The sequence below is a fragment of the Sedimentibacter sp. zth1 genome (assembly GCF_017352195.1).
Taxonomy (GTDB): Bacteria; Bacillota; Clostridia; order Tissierellales; family Sedimentibacteraceae; genus UBA1535.
Window position 1 is genome coordinate 1,358,213 of record NZ_CP071445.1, and the last position, 16,936, is coordinate 1,375,148.

Sequence of the window (16,936 nt, forward strand, 5' to 3'; positions counted from 1 at the left end):
AATACCTCCAATTATTCTAAAAATTCTTCAAAAACATAATTACTAACGTCCATCCCTTTCTTAGTTAAACAAACCGAACCATTTTGAAAAATTAAAAGCTTTAATGAAACTAATTTTTCTATTTTATCCTGATATAATTCTTCAAAATCTAAATTAAATTTGCCTTTGAAATCCACTAATGTAAAACCTTTGTTCATTCGAAGTCTCAGCATTATATACTCAAATATTTTGCTATCAATATTTAGCACCTCATTTAAATGCCTAAATTTAGTTGGATTTTTTATATTGTCACAATAAAGTCTTATGTCACTTATATTATTATATCTTTTATCTTTAAAGCAGGAATGAGAAAACGGTCCAAAGCCTATATATTCCTCGCCAATCCAGTATTTTATATTATGTCTGCATTCAAATCCTTTTTTAGAGAAGTTAGATATTTCATATTGAAAATAATTGTTTTTCTCCATAAAATCTCTTCCCGCATAATACATAGCCCTCTCCTCTTCATCCTCAGCAAGTGAAATTTCTCCTCTTTCCTCCATTCTATACATTGGCGTTCCTTGTTCCAATTTCAATGAATAAAATGATATATGGTTTACGTCCTGATCTATTATTTTAGATAGGGTATCTATGATATTTTCAACATTCTGACCTGGAATATTAAATATAACATCTGCATTTATATTTGTAAAACCAGCTTTCTTTAATATTTTTATAGCATTTATAGCTTCGTCACTAGTATGAAGTCTTCCGATAAGCTTCAATATTTTATTATCCAATGACTGAATTCCAACACTCATTCTATTTAAACCATATTTTTTATATAGCTTAGCCTTTTCAAGAGTTATTGAATTCGGATTAGCTTCCATACTAATTTCCACATCCTCAGATAAGACAAAATTATTTCTTATTTCATCTAGTATCAAGCCTATATAATCCGGTCTTAAATACGAAGGTGTTCCCCCACCAATAAAAATTGAATCTACGATATAACCTTTGGTGACCTCTTTATAACTTTTCAATTCATACAATAAAGACTCAATATAATTAGCTTCTATTTCGTCAGTTTTTACCAGTGAGTAAAAATCACAATAGTTACACTTTCGTTCACAAAATGGAATGTGAACATATAGTCCTAGTTTTTTCATATCTTTCCTCTCATTTTGAATACAAGTTAAAAAATCAATTTTTCCTTTAAATAAAGATGGAAAAATTGATTTTTAAGAATTTTATTGTTTTTCGTCATCAAATTTAAGTACTGCCAAGAACGCTTCTTGCGGCACTTCAACACTACCAATTTGTCTCATTCGTTTTTTACCTTCTTTTTGTTTTTCAAGAAGCTTTTTCTTTCTTGTTATATCTCCACCATAACATTTTGCTAAAACGTCTTTTCTTAACGCTTTTACTGTTTCACGAGCAATAATTTTATTTCCAATAGATGCTTGTATTGGTACTGCAAATAAATGTCTTGGTATAACATCTTTTAACTTTTCAACAATCAATCTTGCTCTTTCATATGATTTCTCAGCATGAACAATTAAAGAAAAAGCATCAACCAACTCCGAATTAATTAAAATATCTAATTTCACTAGCTCTGAACGTTGATATCCATCAAGCTCATAATCTAATGATGCATAACCTCTAGTTTTTGATTTAAGCGCATCAAAGAAATCATATACAACCTCATTTAAAGGCATTTTATAATGCATATTAACTCTTGTTGCTTCCAAGTATTCCATATTGATAAATATACCACGTCTTTTTTGACATAAATCCATAATTGCTCCCACATAATCTGTTGGTGCCATAATATGAGCATCTACAATAGGCTCTTCCATATAATCAATTTCCTGTGGTGAAGGCATATTTGTCGGATTTTGTAAAAGCATCAATGTTCCATCAGTTTTGTATATCTTATATATAACACTTGGTGTTGTCGCAATTATACTTAAATTAAATTCTCTTTCTAGTCTCTGTTGAATTATTTCCATGTGTAATAGCCCTAAAAATCCACATCTAAATCCAAAGCCTAATGCTACTGATGTTTCTGGTTCAAAAGTAAGTGAAGCATCATTAACCTGAAGTTTTTCAAGAGCATCTCTTACATCATTGAAATCTCCGCCCTCAGCAGGATAAACACCACAAAATACCATTGAGGTAACTTTCTTATATCCATGAAGTGGCTCGCTAGCAGGATTATTAGCTTCAGTAATTGTATCACCAACATTACAGTTTCTAACTTCCTTTATGCTTGCAGCTAAATACCCAACATCACCTGAATATAAACATTCAACAGGTTTTTGATTTGGAGATATAATACCTACCTCCGTTACCTCAAACTCTTTACCTGTAGCCATCATTTTTATTTTTGTACCTTTTTTTACAGTTCCTTCTTTAACTCTTATAAATGCTATAACTCCTTTATAACTATCATAATAAGAATCAAAAACAAGAGCTCTAAGAGGTGCCTTTTCATCCCCATCTGGAGCTGGAATTCTTGTCACCACTGCTTCTAATACATCTTCTATATTTAAATTTTCTTTTGCTGATATTAATGGAATACCTTCACAGTCTAATCCAATAACATCTTCAATTTCTTTCTTTATCTCTTCTGGTCTTGCACTTGGCAAGTCTATTTTGTTTATAACTGGTATAATTTCCAAGTCTAAATCTAAAGCTAAATAACAATTTGCAAGTGTTTGAGCTTCAATTCCCTGAGCTGCGTCAACTATTAGAATTGCACCTTCACATGCTGCTAAACTTCTTGAAACTTCATAGTTAAAATCAACATGACCAGGAGTATCAATCAAATTTAATACATATTCATTTCCGTCTTTAGCCTTGTAAACAAGCCTAATAGTTTGTAACTTAATTGTTATTCCTCTTTCTCTTTCAAGATCCATATTGTCTAAAACTTGAGCTTGCATTTCTCTTGCAGTTAATAATCCCGTGTTTTGTATTAATCTATCCGCTAATGTAGATTTACCATGATCTATATGAGCTATAATGGAAAAATTTCTTATATATTTTTTTCTATTCACGTTGTTCCTCCTGTTAATTACCTTGTAGCATATTATAACAGAATTTTAGTAATTATTAAAGAATAAATTATCATTTAATAGTTACTACTTAAATAAAATACACATATAATGTTATATTATATGTGTATCCGCTATCTAATTTAATTTTAAAAATGATTTGCACAAAATTTCCGACAAATAATCTGAAGTTACTTTAGCCTCATCTAAAGTATTTAAATGACAACCCACCTCTAAAAGCATAGCATATTCACTTATATTTTGATTAAAATATGCTCCTTCTCTTATTATAATTCCTCTACAAAGCCCTGGATATAATTCATCTGAAACTGATTTTACAGTGTTAGCTATTATTTTTAATTCATCTAAATTTTCGTTTGCACCACCTATAATTATTGCATATGTTGCAATGTATCTATCATTCATTTTAAGTCTAGTAACACTTTCTAATAGTTTCTCATAATTTGATTCTGCATCTGCACCATCTCTATGAATATCAATAATGATATTCTTTTTAGTTTTATCTAAATTGTTAGTAACTAATTTCTTAGAATTAATATACGATTTATTATATGACGGCATATCATTGTGTTCAACTAAATGGATAGTATTTATTCCATTATTCTCAAGGTTTTCAGATATTATATTACCAATACAAACAACATTTTCTTTATCATTTTCAGATCTAAAATTTGTTTTTGAACAATTATTGTATGCCTCTGTAGCATGTGTATGATATATTGTTATCTTGTATTTTTCATTAACCTTATTTGCTTCAGTCTTTAAATCTTTTGCGCTTATTCCAAGCCTTGATGCAATATCATACCCACTAACAATTGTAAAAAAATCTCTTTTTCTATTACTTGCTAGCAATACAGTAGTTTTATAAAGTTCGCTTGCATCATAGTCGCTGTTTGAATACAATTCTATGTTGTCTATACTTGTAACAACTCCGCTCTCTACTGCTACAATTCCACCATTTAAATCATCATCCATTTTATACTCAAACATACCATTTTCATCATACTCTTTAAAAGTCTCCTTAAAGAATATATTAAAGTACGACATGAGTTTCGCAAATAGCTTATTGTATTTCCCAGATAAATTTTCAGATTCGTCTACTAAAGAAATGGTTTTAACTTCTTTACCTTCTTTTCTTTTTTCAGAAAGGTTAAATATAAAGCCATATCCTATAAATAGAACTATTAAGCATATTAAAGAGATTACATAATATGCTCTAACTGGCGCCTTTCTTCTGCGCTTCATAAAACACACCTCATATCTTATCTATATTAGTAACTATTAATATATATGACATATGTTTAATTTTATGACTTAAGATTTAGAATTCATTGCTATAAAATCCTGGATGCACTGCTACATTTATAACTTCAGATAGTACATCTGAAAGTATTTCTATAAGCTCATCAATTTCAGTTGGTGTAACATAAGTATCATTATATTTAGGGTTTAACACCTCTTTGATAAATCCAAGTTTTTCATTCTCATCTAATTGCCCTAACAATCCTAACACTTCATCAGCGACTGATATCTTGTGTGTAAATTTTTCTTTCATCAAATCTATAGAATCGCTAACAATAGTTGCTGTATCAACAACCGTTGGAACACCTATTGCTGCAATTTTAATTCCCATACTTTCTTTATTTAAAGAACCCTGCATATTGCCTATACCTGAGCCTGGTTCAATTCCAGCATTTGTTAATTGTATAACTGAACATAATCTTTTCATCTTCCTAGAAGCTAATGCATCTATTGCAATAATAAGTGTAGGTTTTATTTTTTCAATAACACCCTTTATAGTATTTTGTGTTTCTATCCCTGTAACTCCCATTACACCTGGAACTAAAATAGCTAGCTCATTATAGTCATCATCAAAATCTTTTTTATATGCTTTAAAAAATTGTCTAGTAACTTTTATTTTATCAATTGTTCTCGGTCCTAAAGAATCCGCTGTTACTCTTCTATTACCTAGTCCAACTACCAATATATGTTCTCTATCAATATCTATAATCTCTTTTAAATTACTTGATAATGTTTCTATAATTTCTTGTCTTTTATCTTTATCCATATGTTTAAAGCTTGGAGTTTCATAGGTTACATACTTGCCTATCTTTTTACCTACAACTTTTTGTGCTTCTTCATCTGTAATCTCAATTTTTACAAGTTCTCCATATTTTAAATTTTTTGTTTCAAGTATAACTCCATCGCAATTTTTAGCCAAACCTTCGTGGGCTTCATAGGCTAAGTCTGTTCTATACATATAAGTTCCTCCAAAATAATTTGTTCTCTATTTATTATTCATTTTTTTTATTTTTTTATACTTTTCTCTTGATTTTTGTTTGAGAAACTTGTATAATTGGTATGCTATGTTTAATAAATTGTAATATTGAATATTAAAATATTAAAATATTAAATCTCATCAGGGGAGGTGAAACATTTGGCAAACATTAAATCAGCAAAAAAAAGAATTTTAGTTATTGATAAAAAAACTGCTATAAACAAAGTTAGAAAATCAGAAATAAAAACTTATATTAAAAAATTCGAAACTGCTATTGAAAGCGGTGACGTTGAAAAAGCGAAGGAATATTTAAAAGAAGTTGAAGCTAAATTAGATAGAGCTGCTGCTAAAAACACTATTCACAAACACGCAGCTGCTAGAAAAGTTAGTAGATTACAACAAAGATTAAATAAAATAGCTTAATCATAAAAGGGCTGTAACATTAAATGTTAAGCCCATTTTTATTATAATTAAATATATATAAAGTCTTATACATCTTTAATAATCAAATATTTATAAGACTACTTTCTAATATTTTGCCATTCTAAAAGCTCACCCTTGATAACCTTGTCACATATAGTTAATTCACTTATACAAGATGAATTTGTAAGTAACATAATTTTCTTCAAATTACTTTTTAATTCTTCTATCCAGTCATTTATATTAACATTTTTAAAATATTGTTTCAATATTTCTCCAGATATACCTACCATTTTAGCACCCATTGATAAACACTTTGCAATATCAAAAGAATTTTTTATTCCTCCTGATACTATAAATCCATTTAGTCCAGCTATATTTGCTTCAACCATAGAATATGCTGTTGGTATTCCCCAATTGATTAATGAATTATCAATAACTTTACTATGTCTTGAATATTCTATATCTATAAAATTTGTACCTCCTGCTCCACTAATATCAATGTATTTAATATCCATACTCATAAGCTCTTTTATAGTTTCAAGGCTCATACCACAACCAACCTCTTTTACAATCACTGGTACATTTATACCTTCTTTTAAATTTATTATATTTTCTCTTATATTTTCGAATGTAGTATCTCCCTCTTTCATACTGATTTCCTGGGCTACATTCAAATGCAATTGTAAAGCATCCGCCTCTATCATCTCAACAGCAATTTTAGCATCTTCTAAAGAACAATTAGCAGATAAATTGCCAATAACTACTCCTTCAGGATTAATTTTTCTAACTATACTATATGTTTCAAAAAGATTTTTATCTTCAACTCCAGCCTTTTGAGAACCAACCGCAATTGGTATGTCAGCGTCACGTGAAACTCTTCCTAATATTTCGTTTATTTTCAAAACGTCTTTATGTCCACCTGTCATAGCGTTTATAAAAATTGGTGCGCTAATTTTCTTACCTAAAAAAGTTGTATTTATTTCAATATCTTGAAGGTTATATTTAGGTAATGCCTTGTGAATAAGTACTATATCATCAAGACCTGTTTTAGTATTATTGTTACTTTCCTTAAGTGCATATTTTATATGGTCTAATTTTCTCTTACTTCTAATTAAGTTGTTATCCATTTTATTCTCTATTCTAAATTAATTTATATTGTATTACTTCTTTAAAAAGAATTACATATTATTTCTAATCCAACTGTCTTATCTATTAACCCCGTTTTAATTTGTCTGTCAATATTTAAAAGAGTATTCAGTATTTTTTCAGTTTTATCCATACTTATATTTTTAGATAAACTACTAAGTTTCTTCGCTATAAACGGCTTTATTTTCATAGTATCAGAAACTTGAGAAGATGAGTAACCTTTTTTGTATAATATTTGATATTGATAAATCATTCTAACCTGCCTTGTTATCATATGCATAATAAATAGCTCAGCCACACCATTTATTAACATGTTTCCTAGCATTTTATTTGCTTCTTTTTTCTTACCGTCACATATAAAATCAACAAGTCTAAAAATATTACTATCAAGAGATTTTATTAAAAGAGCATCAATAACTTCTCTATTTACTTCGCCTTCATCTAATGTATATGATGCAATTTTATGAATTTCATTATTTACATCATACAAATCAACTGTACTTTCATAATCTAAATAACCACAGTTTGTTGCAATATAGCTTGCATTCGATGATGTAATTTTAACTGAATTTTTTTTAAAACCTTCTACTATATAGTTAGTTAACTCACCTTCATCTAATTTTTTAATTTCATATATTGCTTTATTTTCTTTGATTATTTTTACCAATTTTTTTCTATTATCAGGTTTTTTGCCTTTTAAAATAAATAATACTATCGTAGTATCTATGTTATCTTTTGTTAATTTAATAAGCTTTTCCTCTATGCTTTTATTAATAGAACCAGATGAAGTTAAAAAATCACTATCATCAACAATAATTACTTTTTTATCAGACATAAAAGGAAAAGTTGCAACTGTTTCTATAAATTCATTTTCCTTATCATCAATTTTTTCAAATTTAGTAAAATTCAATTCTCTTAAATTTTTAGAAACAAATTTATTGATTACACTTTTTATGGCATTATCAATTAGAAAGGTTTCATTTCCATATATTATATTGAAACAAAATAAATCTTCTTTTTTTATATTATTTATTAATTCTTTATAACTCATATTTTCCCTCATATCTTTTATCTAAAATATAATTTTTATAAAACATTACATATACTAATAATATAACAAATATATATAAATTCAATAAAAAATATAATTTATATATTTCATTCATATTTTCAGAATGATTGCCCTTATAGGTATTATAATATATTTCATCATTAATTTCCATAATATTAATTTCACCATTAGTAAAAGTTGATAAAATATCTGAACCTATATCATTATATTTATCAATAACCTCCTGATGTGGAATACCATAATTATTTTTACCATATGAAAATACTGCAATATCAGGATTAACTGCTTGTACAAATTCAGTAGTAGAAGAAGTTTTACTTCCATGATGAGGAACAATTAAAACATTTATATCTTCCAATCTATCTAGAATCTGCCTTTCAGCCTCCTTTTCGATATCCCCAGTAATAAGTATTTTTATTTTTCCACACTTTACTAAATATACATTGGACATGTTATTTTCATTATTAGACTTAAAACCGATTTTAGGCCATAATATATCAATTTTAAATTCATTATCTATAATTATACTATCTGTATTGTTTAAAAGATTACAATGGCAATTTATTAGATTCTTGTCGTCTTCGGAACTAGAATATACATTACCAACTTTAGAACTACTTAATATTTCATTAACACCACTATAATGATCTATGTGCCAGTGGCTAATAAATATTGATTTTATATCATTAAAACCATTTTTGAGTATATAAGGTGCACAAACATATTTGCCAATATTATCTGAATTGCTACCCGCGTCAAATATCAAATTTATATCATTGTGTCTTAGGATAATAAATACGCCTTGTGAAACATCAACTATATTAAGTCTTGTTCCATCTAAACTTAGCGGTATAATGAAAAAATTGATGCAGTAGTATACTATAAAAGTTGCAAATAAAATACGCTTGTAACTGCATTTTTTATTATTTATTATAAATAGTATTAAAGCTAAGAAAACATAGTAAAAAAAGCAAGTTAAAAGCCTCATAGAGGGTATTTTAACACCTGCAATACTACTTTTAGAACCCCAATCTATTACATACCTAATAACATTGAATACATAATCATATATCTTTAAAGGTAAGACAAGTGTATATACACATAAAAAACCTACACCAACAGAAATAAATGCAATAACAATAAGTACACTAAAAATAGGAACTAATGCTATATTGTATAAAATGCCCAACAATGAAAGATAATTAAAATAGTACGACATAATAGGAAGTGTGAATAATTGTAAAAAAATATATAAATAAATGCTAGAAATAATGGTATTCTTAGATTTCAATTTATCCTTAACATACTTATTAAAAATAATTAAGCAAAATGCAGCGGTAAACGACAATTGAAAACCTACATCAAATAAATAAAATGGGTTTACCACTAATAATATAAAGGCTGCTATAACAATTGAGTTAATAGTATTATATTTTCTATACAATAACTCTGCTCCAAACACGAACGTAAACATTATTAAACTTCTAAGAACAGACACTGGAAATCCTATCAAAAACCCATAGCACCACAAAAATCCCCATGTTAAAAACCAGCTAATCTTTTTGTTAAACCCAATCATACAAAATAATTTTATTAAGAAGCCGTATAATATACCTATATGCAAACCAGAGACAGCAAATATATGTGCCAGGCCAGTTCTTTGTATACTTTTATATAAATCATCATCTAAGTATTTCTTATCTCCTAACAAAATTGATAATATAATATTTGCATTTTTTTCATTAAGATTTGAATAAAACAATTTTTCGACAAATCCTTTAAAATTATTTACTATAGTATTGACTTTTGAATAATCCTTTTTTATAAGGTTGGGTTTTGTATTTGCAAATAAGTTTACAAATATTTTTTTAGTTCGAAGCGATTTTTTATAATTAAAAAGCAAAAAATTCTTAGATTCTTGAATTTTAGATACGCTAACGTTAATTTTATGAATTGAATTTATTTCGATTTTATTTTCTTTTTTTATGTATAGAATTGATTTTTCATGTATATTTTTTCCGTTTAGACATATTACATTAACATTATAGCTAATAAATTCAGATTCTTTGTCATCTTTAATAACATTCTTTATTTCTACAATTACATTAACATCATCATTAAGATATTGTGTTAAAATAGATTTTGAATTATAATTAATACATACAACAGACAAAACCGCAAATAAAATTATTAAAAAACACGCTACATATTTTTTTGTCGTAACAATACCCAGTGCAAAAAATATTAGACTTAAAATTATTGCAGTTTTATAGTTTAAATATAAACATACTATTATACTCAAAACATATGCAACGAAATAAATTACAAAATAATACATATTTATACCCCCGTATTTATATTACCAAATTATTCTACATAAAGCAACTTATTAGGGGAAACAAAAACTGTTTATAGGACGGATTAAAATGATTAGTAAAAAAATTATTGAAGATTATAATTTAAATAATAAATTTATAGAAGAGATATTTAATGACAGTGTTTACTTAGACATTGAAACATCTGGATTATCTGCTGTTACGAGTGAAATTGTTTCTATAACATTTTTGATAGTTGAAAATAATAAAAAAATTATCTATCAAACATTTTCTATAAATGAACAGGAAGAATTAGAATCATTGTTTTTCCTTATGAGTAAAATATATACAAAAAAATATATCATAACATATAACGGGAAATCATTTGATATAACATATTTGAATAAAAAATTTGAAAAATACAATATAGATTTTAATTTAAATAATCTACATAGTATTGATTTGTATAAAGATATGCTGAATTTTAAAAATAAGATTAATATTGCAAATAATAAGCTTAAAACTGTTGAAAAATATTTTAAGATATTTAGAGAAGACACATTGTCTGGCAAAGATGTAATAACCTTGTATGAAGCATATAAAATTCATAAAAAAGATGAGCACAGAGATTTAATACTTTTGCATAATTTTGAAGATGTTTACTATCTTCCAATAATATTTGATAATATTTTGAATTCATATGATAAAATATTTTATTCCAAAACATTAGGTATATTGAAAGTTAATAAAAAAGATATTAGTATATCAAACAAGGCAATAAAAATTAAATTTTTAAATATAACTGATTACAAATTGGATTACAACTCAAATAAACTTTGCTATAAATTAAATTTCAAAAGTCAAACATCTATAACAAAATTAGATATTTTGATTTCTCTATATAAAAGCGATAGCGATAATTATATATTATTTATAGATAATAATGAAATAAAATTGATGAACTTTAACACATTGCCTAATTTAAAAGATAATATTGTGCCAATAGTAATTAATGGAACTCTATTATTTGAAAATGTATGTAGTATTATTGAAAAGGCATTAAAAGATATTTAAAAAATTAAATATTATTGTAATAAAAAAGTTACTACGCAACTCCGCTAGGGGGACCAATGTCCCCCTTCGGCGTAAAAATGCTTATGAAATAGGCATTTTTACTGAGCACTCCCCTTAAAGGCAAGGACGTCCCGTCCTTTGCAATCCTCGTTTTTTATATACTAAAAGTAGACTTTCCCAGTATATAAAAAACGTTGATTAAAAATAATCAACGTTTTTACTATGGTGCCCAAAGGCGGAATCGAACCACCGACACGGGGATTTTCAGTCCCCTGCTCTACCGACTGAGCTATCTGGGCAAACATGGTGGGCCTTCAAGGATTCGAACCTTGGACCTACCGGTTATGAGCCGGGCGCTCTAACCAACTGAGCTAAAAGCCCAAAATATTAATATATTTTGGAAAAATGTGGTGGGCCTGGATGGACTCGAACCATCGACCTCACGCTTATCAGGCGTGCGCTCTAACCACCTGAGCTACAAGCCCACATTTAAATACTGGTCGGGGCGGCAGGATTTGAACCCGCGGCCCTCTGGTCCCAAACCAGATGCGCTACCAAACTGCGCTACGCCCCGAAATACTATTATTTAATTATTATCCTGTTTTTGCTTAATAAAATTGGCAGGGGTGGCAGGACTTGAACCCACGACACATGGTTTTGGAGACCATTGTTCTACCAACTGAACTACACCCCTATGGTGTAAATGGTGGGCCTTCAAGGATTCGAACCTTGGACCTACCGGTTATGAGCCGGGCGCTCTAACCAACTGAGCTAAAGGCCCAAAATATTACAAAATATTTTGGTATAAATATGGCGGAGAAGGAGGGATTTGAACCCTCGCATCCTTATCGGATCTACACCCTTAGCAGGGGCGCCTCTTCAGCCACTTGAGTACTTCTCCATATATATTTTTATAACTATTAAATTGGCGGAGAGGGTGGGATTCGAACCCACGTGGGCTTACACCCTAACGGTTTTCAAGACCGCCCCGTTATGACCGCTTCGGTACCTCTCCGTGGTGATCCATCCGCGATTCGAACGCGGGACACCCTGATTAAAAGTCAGGTGCTCTGCCAGCTGAGCTAATGGATCACTATATTAATTTTTAAAAATGGCTGGAGTAGCAGGATTTGAACCTACGAATGCTAGAGTCAAAGTCTAGTGCCTTACCGCTTGGCTATACCCCAACTTATGGTGAACCAGAAGGGAGTCGAACCCCCGGCACACGGCTTAGAAGGCCGTTGCTCTATCCAGCTGAGCTACTGGTCCATAAATTTTTTTAATGGAGCGGGTGAAGGGAATCGGACCCTCGCAACCAGCTTGGAAGGCTGGGGCTCTACCACTGAGCTACACCCGCATTATATGCGTTTTAACATTTTTTGTTACTTTTGGAGCGGAAGACGAGATTCGAACTCGCGACCCTCGCCTTGGCAAGGCGATGCTCTACCACTGAGCCACTTCCGCATTTTAAACTTAATTGGTGGGAAGGACTGGATTCGAACCAGTGAAGGCGTTGCCAACGGATTTACAGTCCGTCCCCTTTAGCCACTCGGGAACCCTCCCATATTTTCAGTAAAATTATTTTCCGCAACATGGCTTACGCCGTTGCGTCTTTCGCATTGTGTATTGAAATTACTCCGTAATTTCTGCGAAAATGGAGCTGGTGAAAGGACTTGAACCCTCAACCTACTGATTACAAGTCAGTTGCTCTACCAATTGAGCTACACCAGCATGTATCTTGTTTTTATTGAAAATGGCGACTTGGATGGGGTTCGAACCCACGACCTCCAGCGTGACAGGCTGGCATTCTAACCAACTGAACTACCAAGCCACATTCAATTTTGTAAAAATGGTGGAAACAATAGGGCTCGAACCTATGACCCCCTGCTTGTAAGGCAGATGCTCTCCCAACTGAGCTATGCTTCCATGTTTTTTATTTTGTAATGGTGACCCTACCGAGACTCGAACTCGGGTTACTTCCGTGAAAGGGAAGTGTCTTAACCGCTTGACCATAGGGCCTTTTATTTTGGTAGCGGGGACAGGATTCGAACCTATGACCTTCGGGTTATGAGCCCGACGAGCTTCCAGCTGCTCCACCCCGCGACAAATTAATTTAAAATGGTACCGAAGACCAGACTTGAACTGGTACGTTCTTTAGGGAACGCAGGATTTTAAGTCCTGTGCGTCTGCCAATTCCGCCACTCCGGCACATTCATGGCTCCGAGGGTGGGGCTCGAACCCACGACCTACCGGTTAACAGCCGGTTGCTCCACCATTGAGCTACCTCGGAATATCAATCTGGCGATGTCTTACTTTCCCAGGCAGTCACCCACCAAGTATCATCAGCGCTAAAGAGCTTAACTTCCGTGTTCGGAATGGGAACGGGTGTGTCCTCTTTGCTATTATCACCAGATTAGTATAACTCGTAATTTAAAAATTACTTCGTTATATTGTATATTAAGTTATCATTAAATTGAAAGTTTGAACTTTCAAAATTGTATAGGAAAAACTTTTCGAGATTTGTCCGACTGTATCACAAATCTATTTACTCACTTACGTTCGTATAGATTTGGATTTCGCTGGATCTGACCTACCATCCATTTGAGAATCAAATGGGGTTAGGATCATTATTGGTCAAGACCTCGACCTATTAGTATCACTCAGCTGAATACATTGCTGCACTTACACCTGTGACCTATCTACCTGTTAGTCTTTCAGGGGTCTTACTTACTTACGTAATGGGAAATCTTATCTTAAGGTTTGTTTCGCGCTTAGATGCCTTCAGCGCTTATCAATTCCAGACTTAGCTACTCAGCCGTGCTCCTGGCGGAACAACTGATTCACCATAGGTCTGTCCATCCCGGTCCTCTCGTACTAAGGACAGCTCCCTTCAAATTTCCTACGCCCACGACGGATAGGGACCGAACTGTCTCACGACGTTCTGAACCCAGCTCGCGTGCCTCTTTAATGGGCGAACAGCCCAACCCTTGGGACCTGCTTCAGCCCCAGGATGAGACGAGCCGACATCGAGGTGCCAAACCTCCCCGTCGATGTGGACTCTTGGGGGAGATAAGCCTGTTATCCCCAGGGTAGCTTTTATCCGTTAAGCGATGGCCCTTCCATTCGGCGCCACCGGATCACTAAGTCCAACTTTCGTTCCTGCTCGACATGTACGTCTTGCAGTCAAGCTTCCTTCTGCCTTTACACTCTTCGCACGATTTCCGACCGTGCTGAGGAAACCTTTGAGCGCCTCCGTTACTCTTTCGGAGGCGACCGCCCCAGTCAAACTGCCCAACTGACAGTGTCCATATACTGGATCACAGTATCATGTTAGAAATTCAGTATCAATAGAGTGGTATCCCAACAGCGACTCCACACATACTGGCGTACATGTTTCTTAGTCTCCCACCTATCCTGTACAATTAATACCGAATTCCAATGTCAGCCTGCAGTAAAGCTCCATGGGGTCTTTCCGTCCTGCCGCGGGTAACTCGCATCTTCACGAGTACTACAATTTCACCGGATCTATTGTTGAGACAGTGCTCAAATCGTTACACCTTTCGTGCGGGTCGGAACTTACCCGACAAGGAATTTCGCTACCTTAGGACCGTTATAGTTACGGCCGCCGTTTACTGGGGCTTAAGTTCACTGCTTCACTTACGCTTACAGCTCCCCTTAACCTTCCAGCACCGGGCAGGTGTCAGCCCCTATACTTCATCTTTCGATTTAGCAGAGACCTGTGTTTTTGGTAAACAGTCGCTTGAGCCTGTTTTCTGTGGCCCACTAAAGCTCCGGTCGTTCGACTTTCACTTCCATGGGCACCCCTTCTCCCGAAGTTACGGGGTTATTTTGCCTAGTTCCTTAACAATAGTTCTTCCGCTCATCTTTGGATTCTCTCCTTGACTACCTGTGTCGGTTTACGGTACGGGCACCTTGATCTCGATAGTGGATTTTCTTGACAGCGTAGACTCAGTTACTTCACTACTTGTTTTCGCTCCCATTCGTATCTCAGGATTATTGAAGAAACGGATTTGCCTATCTCTTCTCCCTACTTACTTAGACGTACTATTCCATCAGTACGCTAACTTATCTTTCTGTGTCCCCACTTCTCTTTTAACGATCTTCGGTGGTACTGGAATTTCCACCAGTTATCCATCGCCTACGCCTTTTGGCCTCGGCTTAGGTCCCGACTTACCCTGAGTGGACGAGCCTTCCTCAGGAATCCTTAGTCTTTCGATGGGTGAGATTCTCACTCACCTTTCGCTACTCATGCCAGCATTCTCTCTTCTGTACAATCCACAGCCTCTTTCGATGGCGCTTCGACTCGTACAGAATGCTCCTCTACCGATTGTATTAATACAATCCCACAGCTTCGGTGATAGATTTTAGCCCCGGTAATCTTCGGCGCAGGTCCACTCGACCAGTGAGCTATTACGCACTCTTTGAAAGTGTGGCTGCTTCTAAGCCAACTTCCTGGTTGTCTGTGTAGTCCTACATCCTTTTCCACTTAATCTATCTTTGGGACCTTAGCTGGTGATCTGGGCTCTTTCCCTTTTGACTATGAAACTTATCTCACATAGTCTGACTCCCAACGCTAATTTTATGGTATTCGGAGTTTGATAAGTTTCGGTAACGTATAACGTCCCTTGACTATTCAGTGCTCTACCCCCATTAATCTTACGTTAAGGCTAGCCCTAAAGCTATTTCGAGGAGAACCAGCTATCTCCAGGTTCGATTGGAATTTCACCGCTATCCACAAGTCATCCCATAGCTTTTAAACGCTAACGGGTTCGGTCCTCCACCAGATTTTACTCTAGCTTCAACCTGCTCATGGATAGGTCACCTGGTTTCGGGTCTACGACATGCAACTTTCGCCCTATTAAGACTCGCTTTCGCTTCGGCTCCTAACCTCTCAGTTATTAACCTTGCTGCATATCGTAACTCGCTGGCCCGTTCTACAAAAAGTACGCGGTCACACTCGTAGTGCTCCCACTGCTTATAAGCATAGGGTTTCAGGTTCTTTTTCACTCCCCTCCCGGGGTTCTTTTCACCTTTCCCTCACGGTACTATTTCTCTATCGGTCACTAAGTAGTATTTAGCCTTGGGAGATGGTCCTCCCTGCTTCCCACCGGATTTCTCGTGTCCTGTGGTACTCTGGATCATATCTTGCTCTTTGACTTTTTCGCCTACGTGTCTATCACACTCTTTGGAGCTTCTTTCCAGAAGTCTTTGACTATCGTCTCAGATACTTTGTTGATATGTCCGCAACCCCATGCCGAAACATGGTTTGGGCTCTACCGATTTCGCTCGCCGCTACTTTCGGTATCGTTTTTTTACTTTCTCTTCCTAAGGGTACTTAGATGTTTCAGTTCCCCTCGTTCCCCACGTATGACTATTTATTCATCATACGTTACATACGGTTCTCCATATGTGAGTTTCCTCATTCGGATATCTACGGATCAATACTTGTTTGCAGTTCCCCGTAGCTTTTCGCAGCTTACCACGTCCTTCATCGGCTCTTAGTGCCAAGGCATTCGCCCTACGCTCTTTATATCTTGACCTCTTTTGC

The 16,936-nt window shown here is 33.5% G+C and carries 9 protein-coding genes, 21 tRNA genes and 2 rRNA genes; 2 read left to right on the forward strand and 30 right to left on the reverse strand.

All coding sequences use genetic code 11. The features are described 5' to 3' along the window. Nucleotides 1–11: 11 nt before the first annotated feature. The 4 genes from hemW to gpr form a co-directional block, all read right to left on the reverse strand. Nucleotides 12–1,148: a radical SAM family heme chaperone HemW gene (gene hemW / locus JYG23_RS06815; protein WP_207237733.1), complete on the reverse strand. Its 1,137-nt coding sequence runs from the start codon at nt 1,146–1,148 to the stop codon at nt 12–14. Nucleotides 1,149–1,229: 81 nt separating this feature from the next. Continuing rightward, nucleotides 1,230–3,041 (reverse strand): translation elongation factor 4, encoded by a 1,812-nt coding sequence (gene lepA, locus JYG23_RS06820; RefSeq protein ID WP_207237734.1) that lies wholly within the window; start codon nt 3,039–3,041, stop codon nt 1,230–1,232. 135 nt (nt 3,042–3,176) lie between these two features. Then, entirely contained in the window at nt 3,177–4,304 is a 1,128-nt protein-coding gene (spoIIP, locus tag JYG23_RS06825) for a stage II sporulation protein P (RefSeq protein ID WP_207237735.1), read from the reverse strand. Between the two features lie 76 nt (nt 4,305–4,380). Next, nucleotides 4,381–5,319, reverse strand: coding sequence for a GPR endopeptidase (gene gpr, locus JYG23_RS06830; RefSeq protein ID WP_207237736.1), 939 nt, complete (start codon nt 5,317–5,319; stop codon nt 4,381–4,383). 177 nt (nt 5,320–5,496) lie between these two features. On the opposite strand from gpr, the gene rpsT reads away from it, so the two are divergent. Next, the gene (rpsT, locus tag JYG23_RS06835) at nt 5,497–5,760 is read left to right on the forward strand and encodes a 30S ribosomal protein S20 (RefSeq protein WP_207237737.1); all 264 of its coding nucleotides are present in this window, start codon (nt 5,497–5,499) and stop codon (nt 5,758–5,760) included. Nucleotides 5,761–5,858: 98 nt separating this feature from the next. Here rpsT and fni read toward each other — a convergent pair whose 3' ends face one another. Genes fni through JYG23_RS06850 form a run of 3 tightly spaced genes read right to left on the reverse strand, consistent with a single transcriptional unit; the run spans nt 5,859 to nt 10,316 of the window. After that, a complete protein-coding gene (gene fni, locus JYG23_RS06840; protein ID WP_207237738.1) occupies nt 5,859–6,887 on the reverse strand; it encodes a type 2 isopentenyl-diphosphate Delta-isomerase in 1,029 nt (342 codons plus the stop codon). Between the two features lie 41 nt (nt 6,888–6,928). Beyond that, nucleotides 6,929–7,957, reverse strand: coding sequence for a DNA polymerase III subunit delta (gene holA, locus JYG23_RS06845; protein WP_207237739.1), 1,029 nt, complete (start codon nt 7,955–7,957; stop codon nt 6,929–6,931). Further along, nucleotides 7,947–10,316 carry a DNA internalization-related competence protein ComEC/Rec2 gene (locus JYG23_RS06850; RefSeq protein ID WP_207237740.1) on the reverse strand — a complete coding sequence of 790 codons (2,370 nt, stop codon included), beginning with the start codon at nt 10,314–10,316 and terminating at the stop codon, nt 7,947–7,949. Before JYG23_RS06850 ends, holA begins: the two co-directional genes overlap by 11 nt. Before the next feature lie 88 nt (nt 10,317–10,404). Here JYG23_RS06850 and JYG23_RS06855 point away from each other — a divergent pair, with 88 nt between their 5' ends. Next, entirely contained in the window at nt 10,405–11,367 is a 963-nt protein-coding gene (locus JYG23_RS06855) for a ribonuclease H-like domain-containing protein (protein WP_207237741.1), read from the forward strand. A gap of 223 nt (nt 11,368–11,590) precedes the next feature. Here JYG23_RS06855 and JYG23_RS06860 read toward each other — a convergent pair. The 23 genes from JYG23_RS06860 to JYG23_RS06970 all read right to left on the reverse strand — a co-directional run bounded on the left by JYG23_RS06860 (nt 11,591) and on the right by JYG23_RS06970 (nt 16,928). Then, nucleotides 11,591–11,666, reverse strand: a tRNA-Phe gene (locus JYG23_RS06860). 5 nt (nt 11,667–11,671) lie between these two features. After that, nucleotides 11,672–11,748, reverse strand: a tRNA-Ile gene (locus JYG23_RS06865). Between the two features lie 27 nt (nt 11,749–11,775). After that, nucleotides 11,776–11,852 (reverse strand) — tRNA-Ile (locus JYG23_RS06870). A 12-nt stretch (nt 11,853–11,864) separates the two neighbouring features. Continuing rightward, nucleotides 11,865–11,941: transfer RNA gene (locus JYG23_RS06875), tRNA-Pro, on the reverse strand. A gap of 44 nt (nt 11,942–11,985) precedes the next feature. Then, a tRNA-Trp gene (locus tag JYG23_RS06880) sits at nt 11,986–12,061 on the reverse strand. A gap of 10 nt (nt 12,062–12,071) precedes the next feature. Continuing rightward, nucleotides 12,072–12,148, reverse strand: a tRNA-Ile gene (locus tag JYG23_RS06885). 30 nt (nt 12,149–12,178) lie between these two features. Further along, nucleotides 12,179–12,268, reverse strand: a tRNA-Ser gene (locus JYG23_RS06890). A gap of 25 nt (nt 12,269–12,293) precedes the next feature. After that, nucleotides 12,294–12,382: transfer RNA gene (locus JYG23_RS06895), tRNA-Ser, on the reverse strand. A gap of 1 nt (nt 12,383) precedes the next feature. Then, nucleotides 12,384–12,459: transfer RNA gene (locus JYG23_RS06900), tRNA-Lys, on the reverse strand. A gap of 20 nt (nt 12,460–12,479) precedes the next feature. Next, nucleotides 12,480–12,554: transfer RNA gene (locus JYG23_RS06905), tRNA-Gln, on the reverse strand. Between the two features lie 5 nt (nt 12,555–12,559). After that, a tRNA-Arg gene (locus JYG23_RS06910) sits at nt 12,560–12,636 on the reverse strand. Nucleotides 12,637–12,650: 14 nt separating this feature from the next. Continuing rightward, a tRNA-Gly gene (locus JYG23_RS06915) sits at nt 12,651–12,724 on the reverse strand. 32 nt (nt 12,725–12,756) lie between these two features. Next, nucleotides 12,757–12,831: transfer RNA gene (locus JYG23_RS06920), tRNA-Gly, on the reverse strand. 14 nt (nt 12,832–12,845) lie between these two features. Continuing rightward, a tRNA-Tyr gene (locus JYG23_RS06925) sits at nt 12,846–12,930 on the reverse strand. 92 nt (nt 12,931–13,022) lie between these two features. Continuing rightward, a tRNA-Thr gene (locus JYG23_RS06930) sits at nt 13,023–13,098 on the reverse strand. A 23-nt stretch (nt 13,099–13,121) separates the two neighbouring features. After that, nucleotides 13,122–13,198, reverse strand: a tRNA-Asp gene (locus JYG23_RS06935). 19 nt (nt 13,199–13,217) lie between these two features. Beyond that, nucleotides 13,218–13,293 (reverse strand) — tRNA-Val (locus JYG23_RS06940). Nucleotides 13,294–13,311: 18 nt separating this feature from the next. After that, a tRNA-Glu gene (locus JYG23_RS06945) sits at nt 13,312–13,386 on the reverse strand. Between the two features lie 8 nt (nt 13,387–13,394). Next, nucleotides 13,395–13,470 (reverse strand) — tRNA-Met (locus JYG23_RS06950). A gap of 16 nt (nt 13,471–13,486) precedes the next feature. Continuing rightward, a tRNA-Leu gene (locus tag JYG23_RS06955) sits at nt 13,487–13,575 on the reverse strand. A 7-nt stretch (nt 13,576–13,582) separates the two neighbouring features. Then, nucleotides 13,583–13,657: transfer RNA gene (locus JYG23_RS06960), tRNA-Asn, on the reverse strand. 6 nt (nt 13,658–13,663) lie between these two features. Continuing rightward, nucleotides 13,664–13,780: ribosomal RNA gene (gene rrf / locus JYG23_RS06965) — 5S ribosomal RNA — on the reverse strand. Nucleotides 13,781–13,997: 217 nt separating this feature from the next. Beyond that, a 23S ribosomal RNA gene (locus JYG23_RS06970) occupies nt 13,998–16,928 on the reverse strand. Nucleotides 16,929–16,936: the final 8 nt, after the last annotated feature.

Coding starts and splice junctions, on each gene's coding strand:
- holA (WP_207237739.1), bottom strand. CDS start 7,957: ATGAGTTATAAAGAATTAATAAATAATATAAAAAAAGAAGATTTATTT.
- fni (WP_207237738.1), bottom strand. CDS start 6,887: ATGGATAACAACTTAATTAGAAGTAAGAGAAAATTAGACCATATAAAA.
- JYG23_RS06850 (WP_207237740.1), bottom strand. CDS start 10,316: ATGTATTATTTTGTAATTTATTTCGTTGCATATGTTTTGAGTATAATA.
- JYG23_RS06855 (WP_207237741.1), top strand. CDS start 10,405: ATGATTAGTAAAAAAATTATTGAAGATTATAATTTAAATAATAAATTT.
- hemW (WP_207237733.1), bottom strand. CDS start 1,148: ATGAAAAAACTAGGACTATATGTTCACATTCCATTTTGTGAACGAAAG.
- gpr (WP_207237736.1), bottom strand. CDS start 5,319: ATGTATAGAACAGACTTAGCCTATGAAGCCCACGAAGGTTTGGCTAAA.
- spoIIP (WP_207237735.1), bottom strand. CDS start 4,304: ATGAAGCGCAGAAGAAAGGCGCCAGTTAGAGCATATTATGTAATCTCT.